The organism is Enterobacter sp. RHBSTW-01064, from assembly GCF_014103035.1.
Lineage (GTDB): Bacteria > Pseudomonadota > Gammaproteobacteria > Enterobacterales > Enterobacteriaceae > Enterobacter > Enterobacter mori.
This window is the reverse complement of sequence record NZ_JABXOU010000005.1, coordinates 1-24,926: the sequence shown is the minus strand read 5'-3', so window position 1 is coordinate 24,926 and position 24,926 is coordinate 1. Positions and strand designations below refer to the sequence as shown.

Below are 24,926 nucleotides of genomic sequence, written 5' to 3'. Positions count from 1 at the left end.
GGATCGCAATGCGTAAGCAGTGGCTGGGGATCTGCATCGCAGCAAGTTTACTTGCAGCCTGCACAAGTGATGATGGTCAGCAACAGGCAACCGTCGCGCCGCCGCAGCCTGCGGTCTGTAACGGCCCGATTGTCGAAATTAGCGGTGCCGATCCGATCTATGAACCGCTGAACGCAACGGCGAATCAGGATTATCAGCGCGACGGCAAAAGCTTCAAAATTGTTCAGGATCCTTCCCGTTTCAGCCAGGCTGGCTTTGCCGCCATTTATGATGCCGAGCCGGGCAGTAACCTGACCGCATCAGGCGAAACCTTCGATCCGATGCAAATCACGGCGGCGCATCCTACGCTGCCGATCCCAAGCTATGCTCGCGTCACCAACCTCGCGAACGGCCGTATGATCGTCGTGCGTATCAACGATCGTGGCCCGTACGGGAATGACCGCGTCATCTCGCTGTCCCGCGCAGCGGCTGACCGTCTGAACACCTCGAACAACACCAAAGTGCGTATCGATCCGATTATCGTCGCGCAGGATGGTACCCTTTCAGGTCCAGGCACCGCCTGTACGACTGTCGCGAAACAAACCTATGCCCTGCCGGCTCGCCCTGACCTGAGTGGCGGAATGGGAGGCGCGTCTACCCCTACAGAGCCAGCTCAACCACAGGGCGAAGTCCGCGCCATCAGTAACGATACGTTACAAAGCGATGACAGTACCGGTGCCCCGGTGAAAAGCAGCGGTTTCCTCGGTGCGCCGACAACTTTATCCTCTGGCGTCCTTGAAGGCAGTGAACCCACGCCAGCCCCGGTTGTCGCAGCCCCAGTCACGCAACCTGCTCCCGTGACCGCACCAGCGACCACGCAAAGTACTCCCGCCCCTGCGGCCGCAAGCGGCAGTTACGTGGTTCAGGTCGGCGCCGTCAGCGATCGGGCACGTGCGCAACAGTATCAGCAGCGCTTAACCCAGCAGTTTGATGTCCCGGGCCGCGTTGAGCAAAACGGCGCGGTCTGGCGTATTCAGATGGGGCCGTTTGCCAGCAAATCTCAGGCAGCTTCCCTGCAACAGCGTTTGCAAAGTGAAGCGCAGCTCCAGTCATTTATCACTGTTGCGAAGTAATGAATCGGCGGTATCCGAAATGTCAATTTGTGTAAAACACATTCACAATCTCATGATGAAAGTCGGATGCCTGCCTGTATAGCATTTGCTATAGTAAGGCACTTTTTTTAATTCCATCACGGATGTCGTAGTTCTGACCATGAAGACCACTTTTTCTGCTCGTTTTGTGCAGCGCATGGCGCTGACCGCGGCCCTTTGCGCAGCTGCTCTCTCTGCAGCTCACGCGGATGACCTGAACATCAAGACCATGATCCCTGGCGTTCCGCAAATCGACGCGGAATCCTACATCCTGATCGATTACAACTCTGGCAAAGTTCTGGCAGAACAGAATGCCGATGCCCGTCGCGATCCGGCCAGCCTGACTAAAATGATGACCAGCTACGTTATCGGCCAGGCCATGAAGGCAGGTAAATTCAAAGAAACCGACCTGGTCACCATCGGTAACGATGCCTGGGCGACCGGTAACCCGGTGTTCAAAGGATCATCGTTGATGTTCCTGAAACCTGGCATGCAGGTTCCCGTCTCCCAGCTGATCCGCGGTATCAACCTGCAGTCTGGTAACGACGCCTGCGTCGCCATGGCAGATTTCGCAGCAGGTAGCCAGGACGCGTTTGTTGGCCTGATGAACAGCTATGTTTCCGCACTGGGTCTGAAAAACAGTCACTTCCAGACCGTACACGGCCTGGACGCAGACGGTCAGTACAGCTCCGCACGTGACATGGCCCTGATTGGCCAGGCGCTGATCCGTGATGTCCCGAACGAATACACCATCTATAAAGAAAAAGAGTTCACCTTCAACGGCATCCGTCAGACCAACCGTAACGGCCTGCTGTGGGATAACAGCCTGAACGTTGACGGCATCAAGACTGGCCATACCGATAAAGCGGGTTACAACCTGGTGGCCTCTGCGACTGAAGGCCAGATGCGCCTGATTTCCGCCGTGATGGGCGGTCGCACCTTCAAAGGCCGTGAAACCGAAAGCAAAAAACTGCTGACCTGGGGCTTCCGTTTCTTCGAAACCGTCAATCCGCTGAAAGCGGGTAAAGAGTTCGCCTCAGAGCCAGTCTGGTTCGGTGATAATGACCGTGCTTCCCTGGGTGTGGATAAAGATCTGTATCTGACCATTCCTCGTGGCCGCATGAAAGACTTGAAAGCGAGCTACGTGCTCAACACCACCGAACTGCACGCCCCGCTGCAGAAGAACCAGGTTGTGGGCACCATCAACTTCCAGCTTGACGGCAAAACCATCGATCAGCGTCCGCTCGTGGTGCTGGATGAAATTCCTGAAGGCAATTTCTTCAGCAAAATCATTGATTACATTAAATTGATGTTCCACCACTGGTTTGGCTAAAAAATGAACACTTGAAAGTGTGATTTTGATCCCCATATACTAAGTATCCTGATAACTCCCACCCGATGTGGGAGTTATTATTTTTTGACGTTACGCCGGAGCTGACATGAAAACCAAACTTAACGAACTGCTTGAATTCCCTACCTCATTTACTTACAAAGTAATGGGTCTGGCGAAGCCTGAGCTGGTTGATCAGGTGGTTGAAGTGGTACAGCGCCATGCGCCGGGTGACTACTCTCCGTCAGTAAAACCAAGCAGCAAGGGCAACTACCACTCGGTTTCTATTACCATCACTGCGACACACATTGAGCAGGTTGAGACGCTGTACGAAGAACTCGGCAATATCGAAATCGTTCGTATGGTGCTGTAGTCCCTCTGGGGTTACCCGGTTTGCCGGGTAACCCCTCTCCCTGCTGTGATATACTTTCCGCACCCTTTTCTCCCCGTCTTCGGAGACGTCGTTTTGTACCAGGATAACATTCTTGTCCGCCATCTCGGGCTTCAACCTTACGAGCCTGTCTCCCAGGCTATGCATGACTTCACTGATTCACGCGATGAAACCACACCCGATGAAATCTGGTTAGTTGAACACCTTCCTGTGTTTACCCAGGGGCAGGCAGGAAAAGCCGAACATCTGTTGATGACAGGGGATATCCCGGTGATCCAAAGCGATCGCGGTGGGCAGGTCACCTATCATGGTCCGGGTCAGCAGGTGATGTACGTGTTGCTCAACCTGAAGCGCAGAAAGTTGGGTGTCCGTGAACTTGTCACCTTGCTGGAGCAAACCGTCGTAAACACCCTCGCAGAATACGGCATTGATGCCCATCCGCGTGCGGATGCGCCGGGCGTATATGTGGGAGAGATGAAGATCTGTTCGCTGGGTCTGCGCATTCGTAAAGGCTGTTCCTTCCATGGGCTGGCGCTCAATATCAATATGGATCTCGCCCCCTTCCTGCGCATCAATCCGTGCGGCTATGCGGGTATGGAGATGACGCAAATGTGCCAGTGGGTAGCCACCGCCACCCCGGATATTATTCGTCCTGTACTTTTGAAGAACTTTTTAGCACTGCTTAACAATCCTCCTCACGAATATATCCCTGCTTAATATATGCTTGCTAGTGGCTCGATTATTTGACGGGCCACGGCTATTTCCCGCATTTACGCTTTACAACAATCAGCAGATTCTATATTTTCGAAGCGCCCGCATATTAGCGATACATATTATTCATCAATTTGATAGTGCCGCCTGCGGATCCCATATTACTTGCGTGACAATCACCCAACTGTCTGTTTTCGTTAAACATGTGAAACACTTTACGAATCTCTGCAAGCATAATAAATAAATTCAACTATCATTCATATTGTGAATGGATACGGAGTGAAAGCGTGGAGTCTACTAATTTACCAGCCAAACGCCTGAATGAACCCGGCGGTGAAGATAAGCCACAAATTTTTCGGACTTTACGTAATATTGATCTCAACTTGTTGACTATTTTTGAGGCAGTTTATGTCCATAAGGGTATCGTTAACGCTGCGAAAATTCTTAATCTGACCCCCTCAGCAATTAGCCAGTCAATTCAAAAGCTGCGCGCAATTTTCCCGGATCCGTTATTTATACGTAAGGGCCAGGGCGTAACCCCTACGGCTTATGCCACACATCTGCATGAATACATTAGCCAGGGGCTGGAATCGATTCTCGGCGCGCTGGACCTCACGGGCAGCTACGATAAACACAGAACCATCACTATTGGCACCTCTCCATCATTGGGCGTGCTGGTGATGCCTGCTATCTACAAGACAATAAAGCAACATGCGCCGCAGCTGTTGATCCGCAACGTCACCGTGAATGATCCTGAAACCCAGCTGGCGCAGTTCCAGACCGACCTGATCATTGACAGCAATAATTTCAGTGCAAGGGCTTTAGGCCAGCATGTCCTGTACGCCGACAGCCTGATCCTGGTATGCCGTCAGCATCATCCCGCGTTCAATGCGCCTTTGACGCTAGAAAACCTGCGTGCCTACGAGCATTCCTCTTTTATGGCAGAAGGCCAGGGATCCAACCCGCTACGGCAGCGCATTGATGAACTCTTCCCGGAGCGCCAGGTGAGCTTCAGCAGTTACAATATGTTTACCGTTGCATCCCTGATTGGCAGTAGCGACATGCTGTGCGTAATGCCTCTGCGCCTCTTTAACCTGCTGCGCAAATGCTGGCCGCTGGAGAGCATTCCGCTCGATCAGTTAAATGACGAAACGCTTGAAATTTCGCTGCATTACAACAAGCTAAGCCTGCGCGATCCGGTACTGGAAAACGTCATCAACGTTATCCGCCAGGCCTTCTGAACCCGCCTGGCAGCACAAGCCCCTGCTGTATGCGGGGCAAAACGCACAAAACAACAACTATTTTACAAATTGGCGACCTGGCAGGCTGCTTTACCGACCGTTTCAATGATATACTGCCTGTCGTTCGTTCAAAAATAGTTGATAAATGCAACATTCCCTTGAATTGAAACGCTTTCCTTCGATATTCGCAACTGGAACACGCACGCTATGAGTAAACCCATTGTGATGGAACGCGGTGTTAAATACCGCGATGCCGATAAAATGGCCCTTATCCCGGTTAAAAACGTGGCTACAGAGCGCGAAGCGCTGTTAAGAAAACCGGAGTGGATGAAAATCAAACTGCCGGCGGACTCTTCGCGTATCCAGGGGATCAAAGCGGCGATGCGCAAAAATGGCCTTCACTCCGTGTGTGAAGAAGCCTCCTGCCCTAACCTTGCTGAATGTTTCAATCACGGTACCGCGACATTTATGATTTTGGGTGCTATCTGTACCCGCCGCTGCCCGTTCTGCGACGTTGCTCATGGCCGCCCTGTTGCGCCAGATGTGAACGAGCCGCAGAAACTGGCGCAAACCATCGCCGACATGGCGTTACGTTATGTCGTTATCACCTCGGTTGACCGTGATGACCTGCGTGATGGTGGTGCACAGCACTTTGCAGACTGCATTACTGCCATCCGTGAGAAAAGCCCAAGCATCAAGATTGAGACGCTGGTTCCCGATTTCCGTGGACGTATGGACCGCGCGCTGGATATCCTGACCGCCACCCCACCAGACGTATTCAACCACAACCTGGAAAACGTGCCGCGTATTTACCGTCAGGTGCGTCCAGGCGCAGACTACAACTGGTCTCTGAAATTGCTGGAGCGTTTTAAAGAAGCGCATCCGCATATTCCGACCAAGTCCGGCCTGATGGTGGGTCTCGGTGAAACCAATGCAGAAATCATCGAAGTGATGCGCGATCTGCGCCGCCACGGTGTCACTATGCTGACGCTGGGGCAGTATCTGCAGCCAAGCCGTCACCATCTGCCGGTACAGCGCTATGTTAGCCCTGATGAGTTCGATGAGATGAAAGCCGAAGCCATGGCGATGGGCTTTACCCATGCAGCCTGTGGCCCGTTTGTTCGCTCTTCCTACCACGCCGATATGCAGGCGAAAGGCGAAGAAGTAAAATAAACCTGTAATATCTTTTTACAGAAACACAAAAAAACCGGCCTCATGAGCCGGTTTTTTTATGCAAGCCTTGCAGGATTGCCATTACTCTTTGTGCGAAAGCTTCTCTGCAGGAACACTATCTTCGGCGCTTTTCTTCGCGGCCGCGTCATCGTCATTCATCGCTTTCTTAAAGCCTTTAATGGCAGCACCCAGGTCTCCACCCAACGTGCGTAACTTCTTGGTACCAAACAGCAGGACGACCAGTGCGGCAACCACCAGCAGTTTGGTAATACTAATCTCACCCATAGATACCTTCTTTACATAAAACAGGCTGCATTAAGCGCCAAAAACCCAATCGTATTAACGGACATTTGACGCGCGCACACAATAGCAATCTGTAACAAGGTGAATCAAGCATTGTTGAAAAAAACATCACAATAATTGCGGTGGCGCAAACCGTCGATTGCGAAGAACGGGTAACTTCCGACGTGCAAGCGCAATTCGCTCTGATAGTATCTCCGTCATTAAAAGCGCTGGCGCTTCGGCTGCTGAGGCGATGGCCACACCCAACGGATCGATAACCCTGCTCTGTCCAATATTCTTATTCCCACACTCCCCTGAAGCGACCACGTAGCAGGTGGTATCAAGCGCCCTTGCGGCCAACAGCGTCGCCCAGTGGTGCTCTTTTAAGGGCCCTTTAACCCAGGCCGCTGGCAATACCAGGACGTCGGCACCCTGTAAAGCCAGATTCAGTGCCATTTCTGGAAAACGCAGATCGTAGCAGGTCATTAATCCCACGTTAAATCCATCGACATCCAGCAGGGGTGAAACGCTGTCGCCAGGATCGACAAGTCGCGACTCCTGAATGTTGAACGCATCATAGAGATGAAGCTTAGCGTAGCGTGCAATAATCTCGCCGCCACGGATAGCTACAAGCGTATTCACTGCCCGGCCCGGCGCAGAAGGGACATGCACCGTAAAAATGGTCGTCATGAGATTGCCAGCGCTCTCTGCCAGCAGCTGCTGTAAAAACGCCCCGTCCAGCGACTGCGCCGACTTAACCGACATATCAGGATCGTTATCATCCCGTGCCAGCAGCGCTTCGGGAAGCACCAGCAAGGATGCCCCCTTCTGTCGCGCCTGGGCCATCAGGGAGACGCACGTTCCCGCATTCTCATTCCAGTCCGGCGTTACCGCAAACTGCCCTACCGCAACATACATATTTGTCCCCCGGTCAAAAACAGCGTTACACTCGACGTACTTACACATCCAATAGCAGGTATTGACAGTGTTACAACTACTTATAGCCGTTTTTATTGGCGGAGGCACGGGTAGCGTTGCGCGGTGGTTTTTGAGTATGCGGTTTAACCCTCTTCATCAGGCCATTCCCATGGGAACCCTGGCAGCAAACCTGATTGGTGCCTTTATTATCGGTATGGGGCTAGCCTGGTTTAACCGCATGACACATATCGACCCGGTGTGGAAGGTATTGATTACCACCGGCTTCTGCGGCGGTTTAACGACGTTCTCCACCTTCTCTGCTGAAGTGGTGTTCCTGTTTCAGGAAGGTCGCATTGGCTGGGCATTAACGAACATCGCCATCAATATGCTCGGTTCATTTGCGATGACCGGGATCGCATTTTGGCTCTTTTCTTCCGCCAGCGCGCATTAATCGCCCGACGTTAATGTTGGCTTAATTTTTCTCTGCCACTCTGGACGTAATACGGAGCGAGGGTGACAGTATGAAAGAACAGTTGATGAGCGCAGGAATGGTTTTGCTGAGCGTGGCAATCGTCGCCAGCTTCCTGAAAATGTATCTGATTGGTTGATTCAGAACGAAAAAAACCCGCTCAAAGAGCGGGTTTTGAAATTCTTGCTGACGCGTCTGAATTACAGAGCGATTACGTTAGCAGCAGAAGGGCCTTTGGCACCGTTAGTGATTTCAAACTCAACACGCTGACCTTCAGCCAGGGTTTTGAAACCATTAGACTGGATTGCAGAGAAGTGTACGAACACATCTTTGCTGCCATCTTCAGGAGTAATGAAACCGAATCCTTTGGACTCATTAAACCACTTAACGTTACCTTTAATCTTAGACATCAAAATTACCTTTACATTAAAAAACGACACAAATGCTGTGTCGGGTATCAGTACATCAATTGTGGAACCTTTTGTCCAGCGGATCTTTGCTAAAAAGTGACAAAAGTCGCGTTAATTTTCGCTGACGGATTTTTATCCTTTACGATTCAACGAGAGTGCACTTTTTCGCCAGTTTGTAACGTTTTGTCAGTTAAAACTGAAAACGCATCCAGGCAAAGTAAACGTTTCCGTTGTTATAGGTTCCCGGGATGTAGGTCATCTGGAACGTCGCGGGACCATAGCCAATGGATGCCAACGGCAACAAGACCGGGACCGGAATGTATTTCCAGTTATCACGCGCCGTAAAGCCTGCCGTGTAGCCCAGGCCAAGATGGAAGTTGTCATCCGCTAATGGACGCCACGTTTTCTCCCAGCCGTAACCGCCAATCGGCTCCCACTTGTTGTAGGAGTCCTTAAACGCCATCAGGTACAGTCCGTGCCAGTTTCCTTTGTCGTCCCAACGGGACTGACCAAAACCCGCCCCCCAGGGACGTTCGTTGTAGCGGTCCGTTTTTTCTTTGTCATAGGCAAAACGTGCATGCCACGTTATCGCCGGAATATAGAGATCGTAATGTTCTGGCTCCTTCCAGGTTTGCGCGACGTTATCCGTAAACGTTGAGAACCAACCTTCATCCGCCGCGTTATCCTCTGCCCTGGCGACAGAAGAGAAAGTTAACTGCCCAAAAATAAACAATAAAATCAGGAAAAATTTATTACGTACCATCACAATGCAATTACCATTCTTAGTATTCAAGGCAAAGTTTACCATAGAATAGTTGAATGAATCCTTAACAACATCAGCGTTATTCCTAATTAATGGCCCTAAATCCGAGAATATTCTTAGAAAAAGGATGAGAAGATGCACTCCAGCCCTGCCGGGCTCTGCCGCCGCCCTTAGCACTCGTCAGTAAGCCCGCCAACCGTTCTCACCTTTGTCCATATTCGTAGCACTTCTACCTCATAACTACTATATTCAGCCACAAAACCTGAAGGCCAATGACGCTATATTAAAGACAATTAATTCGCACAATAAAATATAAATTTCAATACAACCCACAAAGTCTTTTTAAATTTACATAGTATGTGAAAGATATTTATACGTTGCGCCAAAATAATAATATACCCGGAGAAGAATAAAGGATTTTGAACCACACGCATCATATGGCTTATGGGAAAAGGCTGCCAGGTGCACAGAAGAGACAGGCTTCAGCGCCCCGCACGTTCCCGACCTGTCGTGCGCTAAATGACATATAATGGTGTATCCGGCGGTCAATACCCATATGACATAAATGCCGGAGTGATGGCAAAAATAGCGTCAATGCCTTCTTTAGTAGTCTTTTTATTGATTTTAATCAGCAAGGACTGAGCAATTATTCGGCACATTCTCATCCTTCTTTTTTATTGATTATTTGTGCTCTCGGGTAGCAAGGAGACAGGGGAAATCATGCTTACGTTTATCGAACTCCTTATCGGAGTCGTCGTCATTGTCGGTGTAGCCCGCTACATCATTAAAGGGTACTCAGCCACAGGCGTGTTATTCGTCGGCGGCTTAACCCTGCTGATTGTTAGCGCGCTAATGGGTCATCAGGTGTTACCTGCCAGCGCAGCCAGCACCGGCTACACGGCCACCGACATTGTTGAATATATAAAAATTCTGCTCATGAGCCGCGGTGGCGACCTGGGCATGATGATTATGATGCTGTGCGGTTTTGCCGCCTATATGACCCATATCGGCGCAAACGATATGGTGGTCAAACTGGCGTCGAAACCACTGCAGTACATCAACTCCCCCTATTTGCTTATGGTCGCAGCCTATTTCCTCGCCTGCCTGATGTCCCTTGCGGTGTCGTCTGCAACCGGCCTTGGCGTACTGTTAATGGCAACCCTGTTCCCGGTTATGGTCAACGTCGGTATCAGCCGTGGCGCGGCCGCGGCAATTTGTGCCTCTCCGGCAGCCATTATTCTCTCCCCAACCTCCGGCGACGTTGTGCTGGCGGCAAAGGCGGCGGAGATGTCACTCATCGATTTCGCCTTTAAGACCACGCTGCCCATCTCCATTGTTGCCATCGCGGGTATGGGCATCGCCCACTTCTTCTGGCAGCGCTATCTCGATAAGAAAGAGAACATCAGCCATGAAATGCTGGACGTGAGTGAAATCACCACCACTGCGCCCGCGTTTTACGCCATTCTGCCGTTCACCCCGATTATCGGGGTACTGATTTTTGACGGCAAATGGGGTTCACAGCTGCACATCATCACCATTCTGGTGATCTGTATGCTGCTGGCTGCCTTGCTGGAATTTGTGCGCGGCTTTAACACGCAGAAGGTGTTCTCAGGACTGGAAGTAGCCTATCGCGGGATGGCGGATGCGTTTGCTGGCGTCGTGATGCTGCTGGTTGCCGCGGGCGTGTTTGCCCAGGGTCTCAGCACCATTGGCTTTATTCAGAGCCTGATCTCCATCGCCACCTCGTTCGGCTCTGCCAGCATTATCCTGATGCTGGTCCTGGTGATCCTCACCATGCTGGCGGCAATGACCACGGGTTCCGGTAACGCACCGTTTTATGCCTTCGTTGAGATGATCCCGAAACTGGCTCACTCTTCTGGCATTAACCCGGCTTACCTTTCCATCCCGATGCTTCAGGCCTCAAACCTGGGCCGTACCATCTCTCCGGTATCGGGTGTGGTGGTTGCCGTCGCCGGTATGGCAAAAATCTCGCCGTTTGAGGTCGTGAAACGGACGTCAGTACCCGTACTGGTTGGCCTGATCATCGTGATCATCGCCACTGAAGTGCTGGTTCCCGGCGCTGCCTAAGCGAAATTCCTGATAACCAAAAAGCGCCTGCGGGCGCTTTTTGTGCTTTAATAATTTCCAGAAATTAATTGCACTCAATCGATCAGGAAATCAAATGTTCAGTAAGGATATCGCTATCCCATCTGGCGCTATGGCGCTTGCCCTTTGTGTCCTCTCCGCACAAGCAGAACCCCTCAAGGCAACGCAATATGGCGATTTCGATCGCTACGTTCTGGCGCTCTCCTGGCAAACCGGATTCTGTCAGAGCATGGTCGAACGCAATCGCAATGAACCCGATGAATGTCGCCTGCAAAAAGAGAGCGCCAGCAAAACTGATTTCCTGACCGTGCACGGCTTATGGCCTGGCCTGCCAAAATCCATCGCGTCACGCGGGGTAGATGAACGCCGCTGGATGCGCTTTGGCTGTGCCACCCGCCCCGTCCCGAACATGCCTGAAGCAAAAGCAAGCCGTAAATGTTCTGCCGCAGAAACCGGGCTGTCACTTTCAGGCGCCGCAAAGCTTAACAGCGTGATGCCCGGCGCGGGCGGGAACTCCTGCCTGGAACGTTACGAATATGCCAAACATGGCGTCTGCTTTGGTTTTGATCCCGACGCTTACTTCGGCACCATGGTGCGTTTAAATCAGGATGTTAAAACCAGCGCAGTCGGTAAATTTCTGGCGGATAACTACGGCAAGACCGTCAGCCGCCGTGACTTTGATAATGCCGTCGCGAAAAGCTGGGGCAAACAGAACGTCAAAGCCATTAAGCTTACCTGTAACGGCAATCCGGCTTATCTGACCGAGATGCAGATCTCCCTGAAAGCCGACACCATTAATGCCCCTCTCTCGTCGGCCTCTTTTGCGCCGCAACCGCATCCAGGCAACTGCGGCAAACAGTTCGTTATTGATAAAGCCGGTTACTGACCCGCGCCCGGACGTACCATATCGAACCGGTGTTCATCGCTGATGCCGTAATACGCCGTCGGCCCACCCGCACGCAGGATGGGCTGCGCTTTTGCGGTCTGATAAATCCCCTCTTCCAGCAGCGTATCAGCAATATGAATACCGACCACTTCTCCCAATACCAGCCAGGTGTCCACCGGCGTACCGTCTGCGCCGGTCAGCTGGATGCACTGCGACAGGCGGCACTCAAAATTTACCGGGCTTTCTGCCACGCGCGGCGCTTTCACCAGCTGGCTGGCGACGGGCGTGAGTCCGGCAAAGGAAAACTCATCTTCATCATGGGGGAGCATGGCCGAGGTTTTGTTCATCGCAGCAGCCAGATCGCGCGTGGCCAGGTTCCAGACAAACTCGCCCGTTTCATGAATATTGCGCACGCTGTCTTTCCAGCCGTTGCTGGAAAAACCAATGATCGGTGGCCGATAGTTGAAACAGTTAAAGAAGCTGTACGGCGCGAGGTTAAGCAGGCCGTTCGTGTCGCAGGACGAGATCCAGCCAATCGGGCGCGGGCCAATAATGGCGTTCAGCGGATCGTGCGGCAGGCCGTGACCCTGAGACGGTTGGTAGAAGTACATCGTTCTCTCTCATTTATGGGGCGCAACGCCCAGGTTCAGGAGACTCAGCGTAACGTATTCCGCCCGGAATGAAGACTGAATAAATTTCAGCGAAAATTCATATGGACCATGAATGTGACCTTCATCACTTCAAACTTGCACGCTCAGCCAGTATCATCGGGAGAGTTAAACCCTCGCTGCCAGACGGCGAGGGTTTTCTTTTGGATTGGTTTCTGCGTTACACGCAGTATTAACGACATGGAGTAAAAAATGTCCAGACCCACAATTATCATTAATGAGCTCGACGCAGAACGTATTGACCGTCTTCTGGAGAAACCCGAATTCGCTTCTCTCCCGGTAGCCGATGCGCTGAACGAGGAGCTTGACCGGGCGCAGATGTGTACGCCTGAGACCATGCCTCAGGATGTAGTTACCATGAACAGCCAGGTGAAATTTCGTAACCTGACGACGGGCGAAGAGTTGACCCGCACGCTGGTCTATCCGACGCAAATGACCGACAGCAGCACACAGCTTTCCGTACTGGCACCTGTGGGTGCGGCCCTGCTTGGGTTGCGCACAGGTGATACCATTCACTGGGAACTACCGGGTGGCGCGTCGACGCATCTGGAAGTGCTTGAGCTGCTCTACCAGCCAGAAGCCGCAGGCGATTACCTCCGTTAATCCCGCGCTTTCCGCCCTGCAAAGAGGATGCTCTTGCATCCTCTTTTCGTCATTTCACCCGATTGTCCTATATCGCTCAAAATCACCTTAATCCACGCTTAATCTGTTTTGTTGCCGCGGGGACGGTTATGAGTGAGATACTGGCTATCACACTTATTTTTCTCATTTTTTTGGCGATTATCGTCATGGCCGTGCTGTATCTTGAGCGCCACTGGTAAACGACTACGCTCACACTACCCCGCCGGGGAAAGCGTTAACCAGCCCCTTAACCTGCTGCTCCGCCGCCTCGGGGCTTTCCGCGCCGGGAACCAGAATGACTTTGCGACATGCCTCTTCCCGTTTCTCAAAAATCTTGTACGCACGTTCAGCGTCGGCCAGAGGCAAATAATGCGTGACGATCTCCTCCGGCGTCAGCAGCCCTTTTTCAATCAGCGGCAGCAGTTCGCCCAGCCAGGCATGAACGTGTGTCTGCCCCATCTTAAAGCTGATCCCTTTATCAAATGCGTCGCCAAATAAGAACCCATGAATAAACCCGGCATAGACGCCCGGCACGCTCACCACCCCGCCACGTCGTACGGCCGCGATACACTGGCGTAGCGCTTTGCCGCTGCTTCCTTCAATCTTGAGATTACTGAGGAGGGTTTCCGTGGTGCTGCCCTTGGCTTCAAACCCGACCGCGTCAATCACCGCATCCACGCCGCGCTGCCCCGCCGTCTGCTCAATGATTTTTTCCGCCGCGTCGTTATCATCATCAAAGTTTATGGGAATGGCACCGTAACGTTCCTGAGCAAACTGCAGCCGGTACGGATGATGGTCAATGACAAAGATCTGTTCAGCCCCTAACAGTCGCGCGCAGGCGATGGTCAGTAAACCGACTGGCCCCGCGCCGAAAACTGCCACGCTCGAGCCTTTTGTAATCTGCGCGTTTTTTGCTGCCTGCCAGGCTGTGGGTAAAATATCCGAGAGGAACAGCGCTTTGTCATCTGACAACAGTTGCGGCACCTTGAACGGTCCGACATTGCCTTTCGGCACGCGAACGTATTCCGCCTGTCCTCCCGGCACGCCGCCGTAAAGGTGGCTGTAACCAAACAGTGCGGCAGGGGCAGGTATTTGCTTTTTGTTCAGCGCCGCGCCCTGCCCGGCGTTGGTTTTCTCGCAGGCCGCATACTGTTGCAGACGGCAAAAAAAGCAGTCGCCACAGGCAATCACGAAGGGGATCACGACCCGCTCACCCTTCTGCACGTTCTTCACATCCCTGCCGGTTTCAACCACTTCACCCATAAACTCATGACCAAAAATGTCGCCATGCTCGACCTTCGGGATCTTACCGCGGTAGAGATGCAGATCGGATCCACAGATCGCCGTCGCCGTGACGCGCAGGATGATATCGTCAGGTTGTTCAATGATGGGATCGGGAACATTATCCACGCGAACATGGTGTGGACCGTGGTACGTGAGTGCTTTCATGCGACCTCCGAAAGGATGTGAGTAAGCTTCTAAAAGGGTAGCGTCCTCTGAAGGTCAGCCCTGAAATCAGGCCGTTTTGAGATTTATCCTGGCGGAATAGAAAAGTGCTGTTCAGATTACAGAAAGCGATAATATTTTATGTTTGAATGAATTCAGCGTTTATAAACAAGGAGAAACGGGTATGTATCAGACAATCATTATGCCGGTTGATGTTTTTGAGATGGAGTTGAGCGACAAGGCCGTTCGCCACGCGGAGTTCCTTGCGCAGCAGGACGGCATTATTCATCTTCTTCATGTATTACCGGGTTCGGCCAGCCTGAGCCTGCATCGTTTTGCCGCCGACGTGCGCCGCTTCGAAGAGCACCTTCAGCACGAAGCCGAAACCCGACTGCAAACCATGGTTGAGCACTTCAGCATTGACCCATCGCGCATCAAAACCCACGTGCGTTTTGGCAGCGTGCGTGATGCCGTAAACGAACTGGCCGGTGAGTTGAAAGCCGACGTGGTGGTGATTGGCTCGCGTAATCCGTCGATCACCACTCACCTGCTGGGGTCGAATGCCTCCAGCGTGATCCGCCACACCCACATTCCGGTGATGGTGGTTCGGTAAAAAAACAGAGGCCACCTTTCGGTGGCCTCTTGCTATTGCAGGTGTCGTCTTACTTTCTTTTATTATGCGGTTTTGGTGCGAATCAAGTAGTCAAACGAACTCAGAGACGCCTTCGCACCTTCGCCGGTGGCAATGATGATCTGTTTGTACGGCACGGTGGTACAGTCGCCCGCCGCAAACACGCCCTTCACGCTGGTTTCGCATTTCGCATCGATGATGATCTCGCCCATGCGATTGCGCTCAATCGCGCCTTCCAGCCAGGTGGTGTTTGGTAACAGGCCAATCTGCACGAAGATCCCCGAAAGCTGAACGCTGTGAACATCGCCGCTCACGCGGTCGCGGTATTCCAGCCCCGTCACTTTGCTGCCGTCGCCCTTCACTTCCGTGGTCTGCGCGTTCAGCACGATGTCGACGTTTTTCAGGCTGCGTACTTTGTCCTGCAGAACCTGATCGGCCTTCATCTCTGGAGCGAACTCCAGAAGCGTAACGTGTTCAACAATCCCCGCCAGGTCGATTGCCGCTTCCACGCCGGAGTTACCACCGCCGATCACCGCCACGCGTTTACCTTTAAACAGCGGGCCGTCGCAGTGCGGACAGTAGGTTACGCCTTTAGTACGATACTGATCTTCACCCGGCACGTTCATGTTGCGCCATTTCGCGCCGGTCGCAATGATGATGCTGCGCGCTTTCAGCACCGCGCCGGACGCGGTTTCAATCTGGTGTAAACCACCCTCGACCGCTGCCGGAACCAGCTTGCTGGCGCTCTGGCTGTCGATCACGTCCACGTCGTAGTCGCTGACGTGCGCTTTCAGTGCCCCTGCCAGTTTCTGACCTTCCGTTTTTGGCACGGAAATGTAGTTTTCAATATCCACGGTATCGAGCACCTGACCGCCAAAACGTTCGCCCATCAGGCCGGTGCGGATCCCTTTACGTGCGGAGTACACCGCCGCCGCTGCGCCCGCCGGGCCGGAACCGACGATCAGCACGTCGTAGGCATCGCGTTTGTTCAGCTCTTCTGCCGCACGTTTTTCTGCGCCGGTGTCCACTTTGGCCACGATTTCCGTCAGGGTCATACGGCCCTGGCCAAACTCCTGACCGTTCATGTAGACCGCCGGAACGCCCATCACGTTGCGATCGGTGATTTCATTCTGGAAGGTACCGCCGTCAATCGCCGTGTGCTTAATGCGCGGGTTCAGGACTGACATCAGGTTCAGCGCCTGTACCACGTCCGGGCAGTTGTGGCAGGAGAGCGAGTAATAGGTTTCAAACTCGAAATCACCGTCGATATCGCGGATCTGCTCCAGCAGCGCCTGCGCTTCTTTTGACGGATGACCACCGGTCCACAGCAGCGCCAGCACCAGTGAGGTAAATTCGTGACCCAGCGGAGATCCGGCAAAGCGCGGTCCCTGGTCGGAGCCTGGGTTGGTAATCAGGAAAGAGGGCTTACGAACGGCCAGCGCGTTGTCTTCTTTGAAAGTTACTTTCGGCGACAGTTCGGCGATCTCCGCCAGCAGTTCCTTGATCTCTGCCGATTTGGCGCTGTCATCCAGCGTGGCAATCAGCTCAACGGGTTTGGTCAGTTTCTCAAGGTAGGCCTTGAGCTGGGTTTTCATGTTTGTGTCGAGCATTGTTCTTCCCTCTCTTAAGACGTCATCATGCAAGCTGCCTTATACGGGCGGCCTGAATGCAACTTGCATCATGGTGCTGGAATGAAATGGGCGCGGGGGCGCCCATTGATTGCCGGGTAGCACTTCGTTTACCCGGCCTACGATACTGTAGGCCTGTGCAAGCGCAGCGCCGCCAGGCTTTACAGACTTAGATTTTGCCGACCAGGTCCAGGGATGGAGCCAGCGTCGCTTCGCCTTCTTTCCATTTCGCCGGGCACACTTCGCCTGGATGAGAAGCCACGTACTGAGCAGCTTTCACTTTACGCAGCAGGTCAGAAGCATCACGGCCGATACCTTCAGCAGTAACTTCGATAGCCTGGATAATGCCCTGCGGGTCAACAACGAAGGTGGCACGGTCAGCCAGGCCTTCATCTTCACGCATGTTGTCGAAGTTACGGGTCAGGGCGCCAGTCGGGTCGCCGATCATCGCGTATTTGATTTTTGCGATGGTTTCAGAGCTGCTGTGCCATGCTTTGTGGGTGAAGTGGGTATCGGTAGACACTGAGTAAACGTCTACGCCCAGCTTCTGCAGTTCGTCGTAATGGTCTGCTACGTCACCCAGTTCAGTCGGGCAAACGAAGGTAAAGTCAGCCGGATAGAAGAAGAAGACGCTCCAGCGGCCTTCGGTATCTTTCTCGGTAACTTCGATGAACTCACCGTTTTTGAACGCCTGGTTTTTGAAAGGTTTAATTTTGGTATTAATCAAAGACATCTGTACTTCCTCCGTGTTTTCGTTGAGATGTAAGGTAACCAACTTTATTCATCGGGGCTAATGCGTATGCTTTATCAAATCAATCAGCCAAACCTTACAACCTCGACAAGACAACAAGGTGAACCTTTTACAGGAAAGCCTGAAAGTAAAAAGGCCGCCTCAACGGGCGGCCCTGATACCTGAATTCCCCGCAGGTACATTCAGTGCCAGCCGAAACTGGCGTTGCGTTGCGCTCTACAACCTAGAGTATCAAGGCGGTAACAGCGCTTTGATTACACCATCCGTCCCGGCGTTGAGCAATCCATAAGAGTGGCATTCCTGCCTATGACTGTGATAGGCAAAATCGAAAATAATTTCGGAAGGTTATAGATTTAATTTTATTATGAATTTCCCGCCATATATAAATGTCGCTTGTCCTTCAAAAAAGCCAATCAGACTTTAAAGATAAAATTATCTTAATCGCTCTTGAAGTTCTATTTCATTAATCTGACGCCGTGATATATTAAGATGATTTTAAAATAAAATTAAGTCAGTGAACCACAAAGATTGTAAATGGTTAACTTCAATCTATAGTTATCAGTAATGTGATAACTTCAGCAAACCCGGCATCCGCAGGACTAAAAATGGCAAATCTCTATGAGCTTAAAAAATTCGATCTCAATCTGTTAGTCATTTTCGAATGTATTTACCAACATCTCAGTATCAGTAAGGCCGCCGAGACGCTCTATATCACGCCTTCTGCCGTGAGCCAATCGCTGCAACGCCTGCGCAACCAGCTCAATGACCCCCTTTTTATCCGTTCCGGTAAGGGGATTACACCGACCACGGTAGGCATCAACCTGCACCACCATCTTGAACAGAATCTCAACCAGATTGAGCAAACGATCAACCTGATGCATCACTCTGGGGTCAAGAAAAACTTCGTCATTTACTGCTCTCAAATGGTGTCGCCCGGTTATATGCTCGAACCGATGAAGCTGTTAATGTCTGAGGAAGATTACGAGGTAGAACAACGTGATATGCTTATCTCTCCGGAATCAGCGGAGGACCTGCTTGCGTACCGTAAAGCGGACCTGATCTTTACGATTGCACCGGTGAAAAACCACTCTGTTGTGTGTACCCTCTTTACGACGGTGCCTATCGTGCTGATCTGCCGAGAAGACCATCCGAGGATCGGCGAGCAGGCCAGTACCGAGGCGTTATACCGCGAGAAGTACACCTTTTATCGGAGTGCTCACCCGGGCGTTAAAGAGTTTCAGAATCGCGCCAATGGGGTTTTCCCGGAACGAAACATTGCTTTTCGCACGGACTCCGTCAGTTCGCTTATCTCCATGGTTAGCTCATCCGAGCTCTTAGGCTTCATTCCCGTATCCATCTATGAAACATATAAAGAGGCGTTGAAATTAAAAAGGGTTGAGACCCCGTTTACACTGCCCGAAATACATATTTATATGCTCTACAGTCGTTCATCACTGAACAGCAGCGTTTTTTCAACATTCATTGAAAAAATGCATAAGCTCTGTATTGCTGCGCCCTCTGATTAAGAATCATTTCCAGGATGGGAAATAAAAAAATCACACATTGAAAAAAATGATTTCGTGAAAGTAAGGGAAATTACTTTCATAATAAGCTTGAATTTCATTTAGGCATTTACCACGCAGGATGCGATGAACCATGTCGATCTATAAAATCCCACTACGGGAAAATGTTCTTGAAGCCGCTGTAGAACGCATAGACTGGACGCTTAACAATTTTCCAAAGGTGTGCGTCTCCTTTTCTGGCGGAAAAGATTCTACCGTGATGCTACACCTTGTCGCCCGGCAGGCACGGCGGCTAAAACGAAAAATAGATATCTTATTTTTGGACTGGGAAGCGCAGTTCTCATTAACCATTAAGCATATTGAAACAGTGCGAGCGCTTTATCAGGACGTCATTAATCAGTTCTGGTGGGTCGCGCTACCGATAACCACCCAGAACTCCCTGTCTCAGTTTCAACCTGAATGGCAATGCTGGGCGCCCGACACTCACTGGGTTCGTCAACCGCCAGAAGATGCCATTACCGATCCACACTATTTCGATTTTTATCAGCAGGGTATGACGTTCGAAGCCTTCGTCCGCGATTTTGCGGAATGGTACGCACAAAAACGCCCTGCAGCAGTCATGGTTGGGATCCGCGCCGATGAATCCTATAACCGCTTTCTGGCCATCGCTTCAGCGCGTAAACAACGGTTCTCTGATGACAAACCCTGGACGACGGTCGCACCGGGCGGGCACGCCTGGTATATCTACCCGCTTTATGACTGGAAAACGGCCGATATCTGGACCTGGTTTGCAAAAACCGGCTGCTGCTACAACCCGCTTTACGACCTGATGTACCAGGCCGGCGTGCCCCCGCGCTACATGCGTATCTGCGAACCTTTTGGTCCCGAGCAGCGTCAGGGACTCTGGCTCTACCATGTGGTCGAACCCGATCGCTGGGCCGCCATGTGCGAACGCGTCAGCGGGGTACGCAGCGGGGGAATTTACGCAGGTCACGACAACCACTTTTATGGTCACCGCAAAATACTCAAACCCGAACATCTTTGCTGGCGCGAATACGCCATGCTGCTGTTCGACAGCATGCCGCAAAATACCGCTGAGCATTACCGCAATAAAATCGCGGTGTATCTGCACTGGTATCAAAAGAGAGGTATGGACGATATTCCCGACACGCAGGAAGGTGACATCGGCGCAAAAGATATTCCCTCGTGGCGACGTATTTGTAAGGTTTTACTTAATAACGACTACTGGTGCCGGGCGCTCTCGTTCAGCCCAAATAAACCCAAACATTATCAGCGCTACAGCGACAGAGTGAAGGCAAAACGCAAGGAGTGGGGCATTTTATGCGACAGCGAATAATCAACGAAATAGATATCTACCTGCAGTCACTTCCCGAAGAGGATCGAATAAACGCCATTAACGCCCTGCGAGTCGCGATACACAAAAACAGCCCGTTTAGCGAGCAACCTATAGACTGCGTGCTCTGGGTGAAACAGGACGATATCACCGCCAACGACTACAACCCCAATAACGTTGCGCCACCGGAAAAACGGTTACTAAGCAAATCACTGGAACTTGATGGATTCACGCAACCTATCGTTGTGACGCAAAATCCATCTCAGCACTACGAAATTGTCGATGGTTTTCATCGCCATGAGATTGGCACTAACCGGGCGTCGTTAAAGCGCCAGCTCAAAGGGTACTTGCCCGTCACCTGCCTGCGCGAAGATCGGCAGGACAAACATAACCGCATGGCGGCGACCATTCGCCATAACCGCGCGCGCGGACGGCACCAGATCAACGCCATGTCAGAGATTGTTCGTGAACTGGTTCAGCTTGGCTGGAACGACGAGAGGATTGGCAAGGAGCTGGGGATGGATAACGATGAAGTGTTGCGCCTCAAGCAAATCAACGGCCTGCTGGAACTCTTCGCAGACCGTCGTTACTCAGAAGCCTGGACGGTAAAATAATCAGAGCGCGTTAAGGCGCTCTGCCGCCGCCAGCAGCGTCGATTCCTGTTTCGCAAAGCAAAGGCGAATCAGCCTATGCGGGAAGGGATCGGCGCAGAACACCGACAGCGGAATGGCGGCCACCCCCACCTCTTTCGTGAGCCACTGGCAAAAGCTCACGTCGTCCAGATCGGAAATCGCGCTGTAGTCGGCCAGCAGGAAGTAGGTCCCTTCGCAGGGTAAAATCTCCAGACGGCTTTTGCTCAGCGCGTTCACAAACAGATCCCGGCGTTTTCGATAGAAGTCCGGCAGCTCGCGATAGTGCTCAGGTTCCGCACGCAGCATGTCCGCCAGCGCCAGCTGAGCAGGCGTATTCACGGCAAAGGTCAGGTACTGGTGCACTTTGCGCAGCTCCGCGCTAATGGCGGCCGGTGCCACGCTATAGCCCACTTTCCATCCGGTCATATGATAGGTTTTACCAAATGACGACACGGCGATTGCCCGCTCGCGAAGCTGCGGATGCGCCAGCACGCTGGCGTGCCCTTCCTCTGCAAAGCAGATGTGCTCGTACACTTCGTCGCTCAGGACATAAATCTCACGTTCGGCAATGGCCTGCCACAGCGCGGCGAAATCGGCCTTTTGCCACACCGTCGCCGACGGGTTGTGCGGCGTATTCAGGATCACCAGGCGGGTTTTATCGCTCAGCAGCGCGGCAAACGCCTGCCAGTCAGGGCGGAAATGCGGTGGCTGGAGCGCCACGCGTTTCACCACGCCGCCGGAAAGCTCGATGGCTGGCACGTAGCTGTCGTAGCTCGGATCAAAACAAATGACTTCATCGCCCGCACGCACCAGCGCGGTAATCGCCGCATACAGCGCTTCGGTCGCCCCGGCCGTCACCGTGATCTCGCTGTTCGCATCGGGCTTATAGCCATACAGCTCTGCCGTTTTATCCGCAATGGCGTCACGCAACGCCTGCATGCCCGTCATTGGCGCATACTGATTCGCCCCCTGCGCCACGTGGTACGCCAGACGCTCCTGCAGATAGGTCGGACCGTCGAAATCCGGGAACCCCTGCGAAAGGTTAATGGCGTTGTGCTGCTGCGCCAGGGCGCTCATCTGCGTAAAGATGGTGGTGCCGAGATTGGGGAGTTTACTCTGCGGAATCAATGCGTTATTGCTCATTGTGCTGTGCCTGCTTGTAATACTTATGTTGCTGCCACTATAACACGATGTTAGTCTTTGGCAATCAAGACGCTTAGACGTCTAAACCATATGAATATTCCTGGCCGCGAGGGTAAAAGGAAATGACAGACAACCTGCAACTCACACATCTGGTCGACGCCTGCCGCTGGATTGGCGCCAAAGGCTGGGCACCCGCCACCGGCGGCAACATGTCGGTGCGTCAGGACGAACGCCTGTGCTGGCTCAGCGAATCCGGCAAAGACAAAGGCAGCCTGACGACGGAGGATTTTCTGCAGGTGGAGATCGCCACCAACCGCGCGCCGTCTGGTCGTAAGCCATCAGCCGAAACGGGGCTACACACCCTTATTTATCGCCTGTTCCCGGAGGCCAATGCCGTGCTGCACGTGCACACGGTCAACGCCACGGTACTGTCGCGCCTGGTGAAAGAGGCTGAACTGAATATTAGCGGCTTTGAGATGCAAAAATCCCTCACCGGACAGACCACGCATCTGGATACGGTTTCCATCCCGGTATTTGATAACGACCAGGACATCGATGCCCTCGCCTCGCGCATCGCCCATTACGCGCAGGAACGCCCGCTTAATTATGGTTTTCTTCTGCGCGGTCATGGCTTAACCTGCTGGGGACGCGACGTGGCCGAAGCCCGCCGTCATCTGGAAGGACTGGAATTCCTGTTTGAATGTGAAATGCGTTTACGACAACTGGAGAGAGTATGATTCGCGCAATTGTGACGGATATTGAAGGCACCACCAGCGATATCCGTTTTGTCCATGATGTTTTGTTCCCCTATGCGCGTGAGCGGCTGGCGGCCTTCGTCACCGCGCAGCAGTACGCCGAGCCGGTCACATCCATTCTGGACAACCTGCGTGATGAAATCGGTCACCCGCACGCCAGCGTCAGCGAGCTTATCGATGCCCTGTTTGCCTTTATGGACGAAGATCGCAAATCCACGGCGCTCAAAGCCCTGCAGGGGATCATCTGGCACGACGGCTACGTGAACGGCGACTTTACCGGCCACCTCTACCCGGACGTCCTTCCTGCGCTGGAAAAGTGGAAAGCGCAAGGGATTGATCTCTATGTTTATTCCTCGGGCTCCGTCGCCGCGCAGAAACTGTTATTTGGCTACAGCGACGAAGGTGATATTACTCATCTGTTCAGCGGCTATTTTGATACCCACATCGGCGCCAAGCGCGAAGTGCAGTCTTATCAAAACATTGCGGCACAAACGGGCATCGCCCCGTCGCAGATCCTGTTCCTGTCCGATATCCATCAGGAGCTGGACGCGGCTGAACGGGCAGGTTTTCGCACCCTGCAGCTGATTCGCGGCGATGATGACGGCGCAAGCCATCACCATCAGGTCCACCAGTTTGACGAGATTAATCCGGAGCAGATCCCTTCATGAGCGCATTGACCATTTATTCCGATAAAGACGCCAGTCAGCACCAGTGGCACAGCACCGACGCCGCCGAAATTGCCCAACAGCTCAACGCCAAAGGCGTGCGGTTTGAACGCTGGGCGGCTGACCGCGATTTAGGCCAGGATCCTGCGCCCGAAGCCGTGATCCAGGCGTATCAGCATGCGATCGACAAACTGGTCGCAGAAAAGGGTTACCAGAGCTGGGACGTGATCAGCCTGCGCGCCGACAACCCGCAGAAAGAGGCGCTGCGCGCGAAGTTCCTGAACGAACACACCCACGGCGAAGACGAAGTGCGCTTCTTCGTAGAAGGCGCGGGGCTGTTCTGCCTGCATATTGGCGATGAGGTGTATCAGGTGCTCTGCGAGAAAAACGACCTGATTTCCGTGCCCGCGGGTACGCCGCACTGGTTCGATATGGGTTCAGAGCCGAACTTTACGGCGATTCGTATTTTCGACAATCCGGAAGGCTGGGTTGCCCAGTTTACGGGTGATGCGATCGCGGATGCGTATCCGCGCCTGGCATAATCTTTTCTCCCTCTCCCCGTGGGATGAGTGATCCCCACAAATTAATGCGAGCACTGAGCTATCCCCTCGCCCCTCTGGGGAGAGGGTTAGGGTGAGGGGAACATACGGCTGAGGTGGTCATTCCTATTTCAGGCATTAATTAAATACTGGCGATAATCCTCTGTACATCTGCGTCAACCAACTTCGCCAGATGCACAAACTCCACCACATCTAACCTGCGTTCACCACTTTCCACTTTAGCAATAAACGATTGCGGTTTACCCAGAGCCTCAGCAAGCTGTGCCTGAGTAATCCCCTTCTCCTTACGCGCTTTCTTCAACGCATTGATAACACGCTGGTATTCGTCCGAGTAAACTGAGGCCATTGTTCCGATCCCATACAAATATCCTGAAATCGAATATCCTCTCGTCGCGGTTTTATCCCAAAACAGGATAATCAAGTAAGTAACAAACATATGTAAGGAGGACACAATGCGTCATCAGAACTGGCATCCTGCCGATATCATTGCCGCACTAAAGAAAAATGGAACAAGCCTGGCTGGGTTGTCCCGAAAGGCTGGCCTTTCCTCATCCACACTCGCAAACGCGCTTACCCGACCATGGCCCAAAGGTGAATTGCTTATCGCACAGGCACTAGATATTCCGCCCGATGTGATATGGCCGGAAAGATACTTTGATGAAAAGGGAGAGCCAATATTTCGTCAGATGAGGAATACTAAAAAAAGAAATCTATCTTCGACTTGATCAATGAATTCTCC

The 24,926-nt window shown here is 52.5% G+C and carries 28 protein-coding genes; 18 read left to right on the top strand and 10 right to left on the bottom strand.

Going from position 1 to position 24,926, the window contains the following annotated elements; genetic code table 11:
* The first annotated feature begins 8 nt into the window (after positions 1-8).
* The 6 genes from rlpA to lipA all read left to right on the top strand — a co-directional run bounded on the left by rlpA (position 9) and on the right by lipA (position 5,976).
* Complete coding sequence (gene rlpA / locus HV355_RS15500) at positions 9-1,112, top strand: endolytic peptidoglycan transglycosylase RlpA (protein ID WP_182402558.1); 1,104 nt, start codon at positions 9-11, stop codon at positions 1,110-1,112.
* A 139-nt stretch (positions 1,113-1,251) separates the two neighbouring features.
* A complete protein-coding gene (gene dacA, locus HV355_RS15495) occupies positions 1,252-2,463 on the top strand; it encodes a D-alanyl-D-alanine carboxypeptidase DacA (protein ID WP_042715190.1) in 1,212 nt (403 codons plus the stop codon).
* Positions 2,464-2,569: 106 nt separating this feature from the next.
* Positions 2,570-2,833, top strand: coding sequence for a DUF493 family protein YbeD (gene ybeD, locus HV355_RS15490; RefSeq protein ID WP_006177135.1), 264 nt, complete (start codon positions 2,570-2,572; stop codon positions 2,831-2,833).
* Positions 2,834-2,926: 93 nt separating this feature from the next.
* Positions 2,927-3,568, top strand: a complete 642-nt coding sequence (gene lipB, locus HV355_RS15485) for a lipoyl(octanoyl) transferase LipB (RefSeq protein ID WP_010428573.1) — start codon at positions 2,927-2,929, stop codon at positions 3,566-3,568.
* Positions 3,569-3,849: 281 nt separating this feature from the next.
* On the top strand, positions 3,850-4,803 hold the full coding sequence (locus tag HV355_RS15480) for a YbeF family transcriptional regulator (protein ID WP_010428572.1): 954 nt from the start codon (positions 3,850-3,852) through the stop codon (positions 4,801-4,803).
* A gap of 207 nt (positions 4,804-5,010) precedes the next feature.
* Entirely contained in the window at positions 5,011-5,976 is a 966-nt protein-coding gene (lipA, locus tag HV355_RS15475; RefSeq protein ID WP_010428570.1) for a lipoyl synthase, read from the top strand.
* Between the two features lie 81 nt (positions 5,977-6,057).
* Here lipA and tatE read toward each other — a convergent pair whose 3' ends face one another.
* Both tatE and HV355_RS15465 read right to left on the bottom strand, forming a co-directional pair.
* Positions 6,058-6,261 (bottom strand): twin-arginine translocase subunit TatE, encoded by a 204-nt coding sequence (tatE, locus tag HV355_RS15470; RefSeq protein ID WP_010428567.1) that lies wholly within the window; start codon positions 6,259-6,261, stop codon positions 6,058-6,060.
* Between the two features lie 126 nt (positions 6,262-6,387).
* Complete coding sequence (locus HV355_RS15465) at positions 6,388-7,176, bottom strand: deaminated glutathione amidase (RefSeq protein ID WP_182402556.1); 789 nt, start codon at positions 7,174-7,176, stop codon at positions 6,388-6,390.
* Between the two features lie 67 nt (positions 7,177-7,243).
* Here HV355_RS15465 and crcB point away from each other — a divergent pair, with 67 nt between their 5' ends.
* On the top strand, positions 7,244-7,627 hold the full coding sequence (gene crcB / locus HV355_RS15460; protein ID WP_100165302.1) for a fluoride efflux transporter CrcB: 384 nt from the start codon (positions 7,244-7,246) through the stop codon (positions 7,625-7,627).
* Between the two features lie 218 nt (positions 7,628-7,845).
* On the opposite strand, the gene cspE is transcribed toward crcB, so the two are convergent.
* Both cspE and pagP read right to left on the bottom strand, forming a co-directional pair.
* Positions 7,846-8,055, bottom strand: coding sequence for a transcription antiterminator/RNA stability regulator CspE (gene cspE / locus HV355_RS15455; RefSeq protein WP_002439184.1), 210 nt, complete (start codon positions 8,053-8,055; stop codon positions 7,846-7,848).
* 190 nt (positions 8,056-8,245) lie between these two features.
* The gene (gene pagP / locus HV355_RS15450) at positions 8,246-8,821 is read right to left on the bottom strand and encodes a lipid IV(A) palmitoyltransferase PagP (protein WP_346010240.1); all 576 of its coding nucleotides are present in this window, start codon (positions 8,819-8,821) and stop codon (positions 8,246-8,248) included.
* Positions 8,822-9,538: 717 nt separating this feature from the next.
* Here pagP and dcuC point away from each other — a divergent pair.
* Both dcuC and rna read left to right on the top strand, forming a co-directional pair.
* The gene (gene dcuC, locus HV355_RS15445) at positions 9,539-10,906 is read left to right on the top strand and encodes an anaerobic C4-dicarboxylate transporter DcuC (RefSeq protein ID WP_182402554.1); all 1,368 of its coding nucleotides are present in this window, start codon (positions 9,539-9,541) and stop codon (positions 10,904-10,906) included.
* 94 nt (positions 10,907-11,000) lie between these two features.
* On the top strand, positions 11,001-11,810 hold the full coding sequence (rna, locus tag HV355_RS15440; RefSeq protein WP_042716444.1) for a ribonuclease I: 810 nt from the start codon (positions 11,001-11,003) through the stop codon (positions 11,808-11,810).
* Here the strand turns inward: rna and HV355_RS15435 are convergent.
* Positions 11,804-12,421 carry a flavin reductase family protein gene (locus HV355_RS15435; RefSeq protein ID WP_120159136.1) on the bottom strand — a complete coding sequence of 206 codons (618 nt, stop codon included), beginning with the start codon at positions 12,419-12,421 and terminating at the stop codon, positions 11,804-11,806. The two genes, rna and HV355_RS15435, sit on opposite strands and share 7 nt — an antisense overlap.
* Before the next feature lie 249 nt (positions 12,422-12,670).
* Here HV355_RS15435 and rnk point away from each other — a divergent pair, with 249 nt between their 5' ends.
* Positions 12,671-13,081, top strand: coding sequence for a nucleoside diphosphate kinase regulator (gene rnk / locus HV355_RS15430; RefSeq protein ID WP_010428502.1), 411 nt, complete (start codon positions 12,671-12,673; stop codon positions 13,079-13,081).
* Between the two features lie 228 nt (positions 13,082-13,309).
* Here rnk and HV355_RS15425 read toward each other — a convergent pair whose 3' ends face one another.
* A complete protein-coding gene (locus HV355_RS15425) occupies positions 13,310-14,548 on the bottom strand; it encodes a zinc-dependent alcohol dehydrogenase (protein WP_182402552.1) in 1,239 nt (412 codons plus the stop codon).
* Positions 14,549-14,729: 181 nt separating this feature from the next.
* On the opposite strand from HV355_RS15425, the gene uspG reads away from it, so the two are divergent.
* Positions 14,730-15,158 (top strand): universal stress protein UspG, encoded by a 429-nt coding sequence (gene uspG / locus HV355_RS15420; protein ID WP_042715222.1) that lies wholly within the window; start codon positions 14,730-14,732, stop codon positions 15,156-15,158.
* A 62-nt stretch (positions 15,159-15,220) separates the two neighbouring features.
* Here uspG and ahpF read toward each other — a convergent pair whose 3' ends face one another.
* Positions 15,221-16,786, bottom strand: coding sequence for an alkyl hydroperoxide reductase subunit F (gene ahpF, locus HV355_RS15415; RefSeq protein ID WP_109081159.1), 1,566 nt, complete (start codon positions 16,784-16,786; stop codon positions 15,221-15,223).
* A gap of 187 nt (positions 16,787-16,973) precedes the next feature.
* Positions 16,974-17,537, bottom strand: a complete 564-nt coding sequence (gene ahpC / locus HV355_RS15410; RefSeq protein WP_008501015.1) for an alkyl hydroperoxide reductase subunit C — start codon at positions 17,535-17,537, stop codon at positions 16,974-16,976.
* Positions 17,538-18,160: 623 nt separating this feature from the next.
* On the opposite strand from ahpC, the gene HV355_RS15405 reads away from it, so the two are divergent.
* The 3 genes from HV355_RS15405 (at position 18,161) to HV355_RS15395 (ending at position 21,046) form a co-directional block, all read left to right on the top strand.
* The gene (locus HV355_RS15405) at positions 18,161-19,081 is read left to right on the top strand and encodes a LysR family transcriptional regulator (RefSeq protein WP_108415845.1); all 921 of its coding nucleotides are present in this window, start codon (positions 18,161-18,163) and stop codon (positions 19,079-19,081) included.
* A 130-nt stretch (positions 19,082-19,211) separates the two neighbouring features.
* Positions 19,212-20,435, top strand: coding sequence for a phosphoadenosine phosphosulfate reductase (locus HV355_RS15400; protein WP_108415844.1), 1,224 nt, complete (start codon positions 19,212-19,214; stop codon positions 20,433-20,435).
* Positions 20,420-21,046: a ParB/RepB/Spo0J family partition protein gene (locus HV355_RS15395; protein WP_108415843.1), complete on the top strand. Its 627-nt coding sequence runs from the start codon at positions 20,420-20,422 to the stop codon at positions 21,044-21,046. Before HV355_RS15400 ends, HV355_RS15395 begins: the two co-directional genes overlap by 16 nt.
* Here HV355_RS15395 and HV355_RS15390 read toward each other — a convergent pair whose 3' ends face one another.
* On the bottom strand, positions 21,047-22,207 hold the full coding sequence (locus tag HV355_RS15390) for a pyridoxal phosphate-dependent aminotransferase (RefSeq protein WP_182402550.1): 1,161 nt from the start codon (positions 22,205-22,207) through the stop codon (positions 21,047-21,049).
* 122 nt (positions 22,208-22,329) lie between these two features.
* Here HV355_RS15390 and HV355_RS15385 point away from each other — a divergent pair, with 122 nt between their 5' ends.
* From HV355_RS15385 to HV355_RS15375, 3 genes are read left to right on the top strand one after another with little or no spacing between them, the layout of a single operon-like run.
* A complete protein-coding gene (locus HV355_RS15385; RefSeq protein ID WP_108415841.1) occupies positions 22,330-22,944 on the top strand; it encodes a methylthioribulose 1-phosphate dehydratase in 615 nt (204 codons plus the stop codon).
* A complete protein-coding gene (gene mtnC / locus HV355_RS15380; protein WP_148401336.1) occupies positions 22,941-23,630 on the top strand; it encodes an acireductone synthase in 690 nt (229 codons plus the stop codon). The genes HV355_RS15385 and mtnC overlap by 4 nt, the downstream gene beginning before the upstream one ends.
* Positions 23,627-24,169 (top strand): acireductone dioxygenase, encoded by a 543-nt coding sequence (locus tag HV355_RS15375; protein ID WP_182402548.1) that lies wholly within the window; start codon positions 23,627-23,629, stop codon positions 24,167-24,169. The genes mtnC and HV355_RS15375 overlap by 4 nt, the downstream gene beginning before the upstream one ends.
* A 139-nt stretch (positions 24,170-24,308) precedes the next feature.
* Here the strand turns inward: HV355_RS15375 and HV355_RS15370 are convergent, their stop codons facing one another.
* The gene (locus HV355_RS15370; protein ID WP_182402546.1) at positions 24,309-24,533 is read right to left on the bottom strand and encodes a helix-turn-helix transcriptional regulator; all 225 of its coding nucleotides are present in this window, start codon (positions 24,531-24,533) and stop codon (positions 24,309-24,311) included.
* Between the two features lie 106 nt (positions 24,534-24,639).
* Between HV355_RS15370 and HV355_RS15365 the strand changes: the two genes are divergently transcribed.
* A complete protein-coding gene (locus tag HV355_RS15365) occupies positions 24,640-24,912 on the top strand; it encodes a helix-turn-helix transcriptional regulator (protein ID WP_126815853.1) in 273 nt (90 codons plus the stop codon).
* Positions 24,913-24,926: the final 14 nt, after the last annotated feature.

Coding starts and splice junctions, on each gene's coding strand:
- rlpA (WP_182402558.1), top strand. CDS start 9: ATGCGTAAGCAGTGGCTGGGGATCTGCATCGCAGCAAGTTTACTTGCA.
- dacA (WP_042715190.1), top strand. CDS start 1,252: ATGAAGACCACTTTTTCTGCTCGTTTTGTGCAGCGCATGGCGCTGACC.
- ybeD (WP_006177135.1), top strand. CDS start 2,570: ATGAAAACCAAACTTAACGAACTGCTTGAATTCCCTACCTCATTTACT.
- lipA (WP_010428570.1), top strand. CDS start 5,011: ATGAGTAAACCCATTGTGATGGAACGCGGTGTTAAATACCGCGATGCC.
- tatE (WP_010428567.1), bottom strand. CDS start 6,261: ATGGGTGAGATTAGTATTACCAAACTGCTGGTGGTTGCCGCACTGGTC.
- HV355_RS15465 (WP_182402556.1), bottom strand. CDS start 7,176: ATGTATGTTGCGGTAGGGCAGTTTGCGGTAACGCCGGACTGGAATGAG.
- cspE (WP_002439184.1), bottom strand. CDS start 8,055: ATGTCTAAGATTAAAGGTAACGTTAAGTGGTTTAATGAGTCCAAAGGA.
- dcuC (WP_182402554.1), top strand. CDS start 9,539: ATGCTTACGTTTATCGAACTCCTTATCGGAGTCGTCGTCATTGTCGGT.
- rna (WP_042716444.1), top strand. CDS start 11,001: ATGTTCAGTAAGGATATCGCTATCCCATCTGGCGCTATGGCGCTTGCC.
- HV355_RS15435 (WP_120159136.1), bottom strand. CDS start 12,421: ATGTACTTCTACCAACCGTCTCAGGGTCACGGCCTGCCGCACGATCCG.
- rnk (WP_010428502.1), top strand. CDS start 12,671: ATGTCCAGACCCACAATTATCATTAATGAGCTCGACGCAGAACGTATT.
- HV355_RS15425 (WP_182402552.1), bottom strand. CDS start 14,548: ATGAAAGCACTCACGTACCACGGTCCACACCATGTTCGCGTGGATAAT.
- uspG (WP_042715222.1), top strand. CDS start 14,730: ATGTATCAGACAATCATTATGCCGGTTGATGTTTTTGAGATGGAGTTG.
- ahpF (WP_109081159.1), bottom strand. CDS start 16,786: ATGCTCGACACAAACATGAAAACCCAGCTCAAGGCCTACCTTGAGAAA.
- ahpC (WP_008501015.1), bottom strand. CDS start 17,537: ATGTCTTTGATTAATACCAAAATTAAACCTTTCAAAAACCAGGCGTTC.
- HV355_RS15405 (WP_108415845.1), top strand. CDS start 18,161: ATGGCAAATCTCTATGAGCTTAAAAAATTCGATCTCAATCTGTTAGTC.
- HV355_RS15400 (WP_108415844.1), top strand. CDS start 19,212: ATGTCGATCTATAAAATCCCACTACGGGAAAATGTTCTTGAAGCCGCT.
- HV355_RS15395 (WP_108415843.1), top strand. CDS start 20,420: ATGCGACAGCGAATAATCAACGAAATAGATATCTACCTGCAGTCACTT.
- HV355_RS15390 (WP_182402550.1), bottom strand. CDS start 22,207: ATGAGCAATAACGCATTGATTCCGCAGAGTAAACTCCCCAATCTCGGC.
- HV355_RS15385 (WP_108415841.1), top strand. CDS start 22,330: ATGACAGACAACCTGCAACTCACACATCTGGTCGACGCCTGCCGCTGG.
- mtnC (WP_148401336.1), top strand. CDS start 22,941: ATGATTCGCGCAATTGTGACGGATATTGAAGGCACCACCAGCGATATC.
- HV355_RS15375 (WP_182402548.1), top strand. CDS start 23,627: ATGAGCGCATTGACCATTTATTCCGATAAAGACGCCAGTCAGCACCAG.
- HV355_RS15370 (WP_182402546.1), bottom strand. CDS start 24,533: ATGGCCTCAGTTTACTCGGACGAATACCAGCGTGTTATCAATGCGTTG.
- HV355_RS15365 (WP_126815853.1), top strand. CDS start 24,640: ATGCGTCATCAGAACTGGCATCCTGCCGATATCATTGCCGCACTAAAG.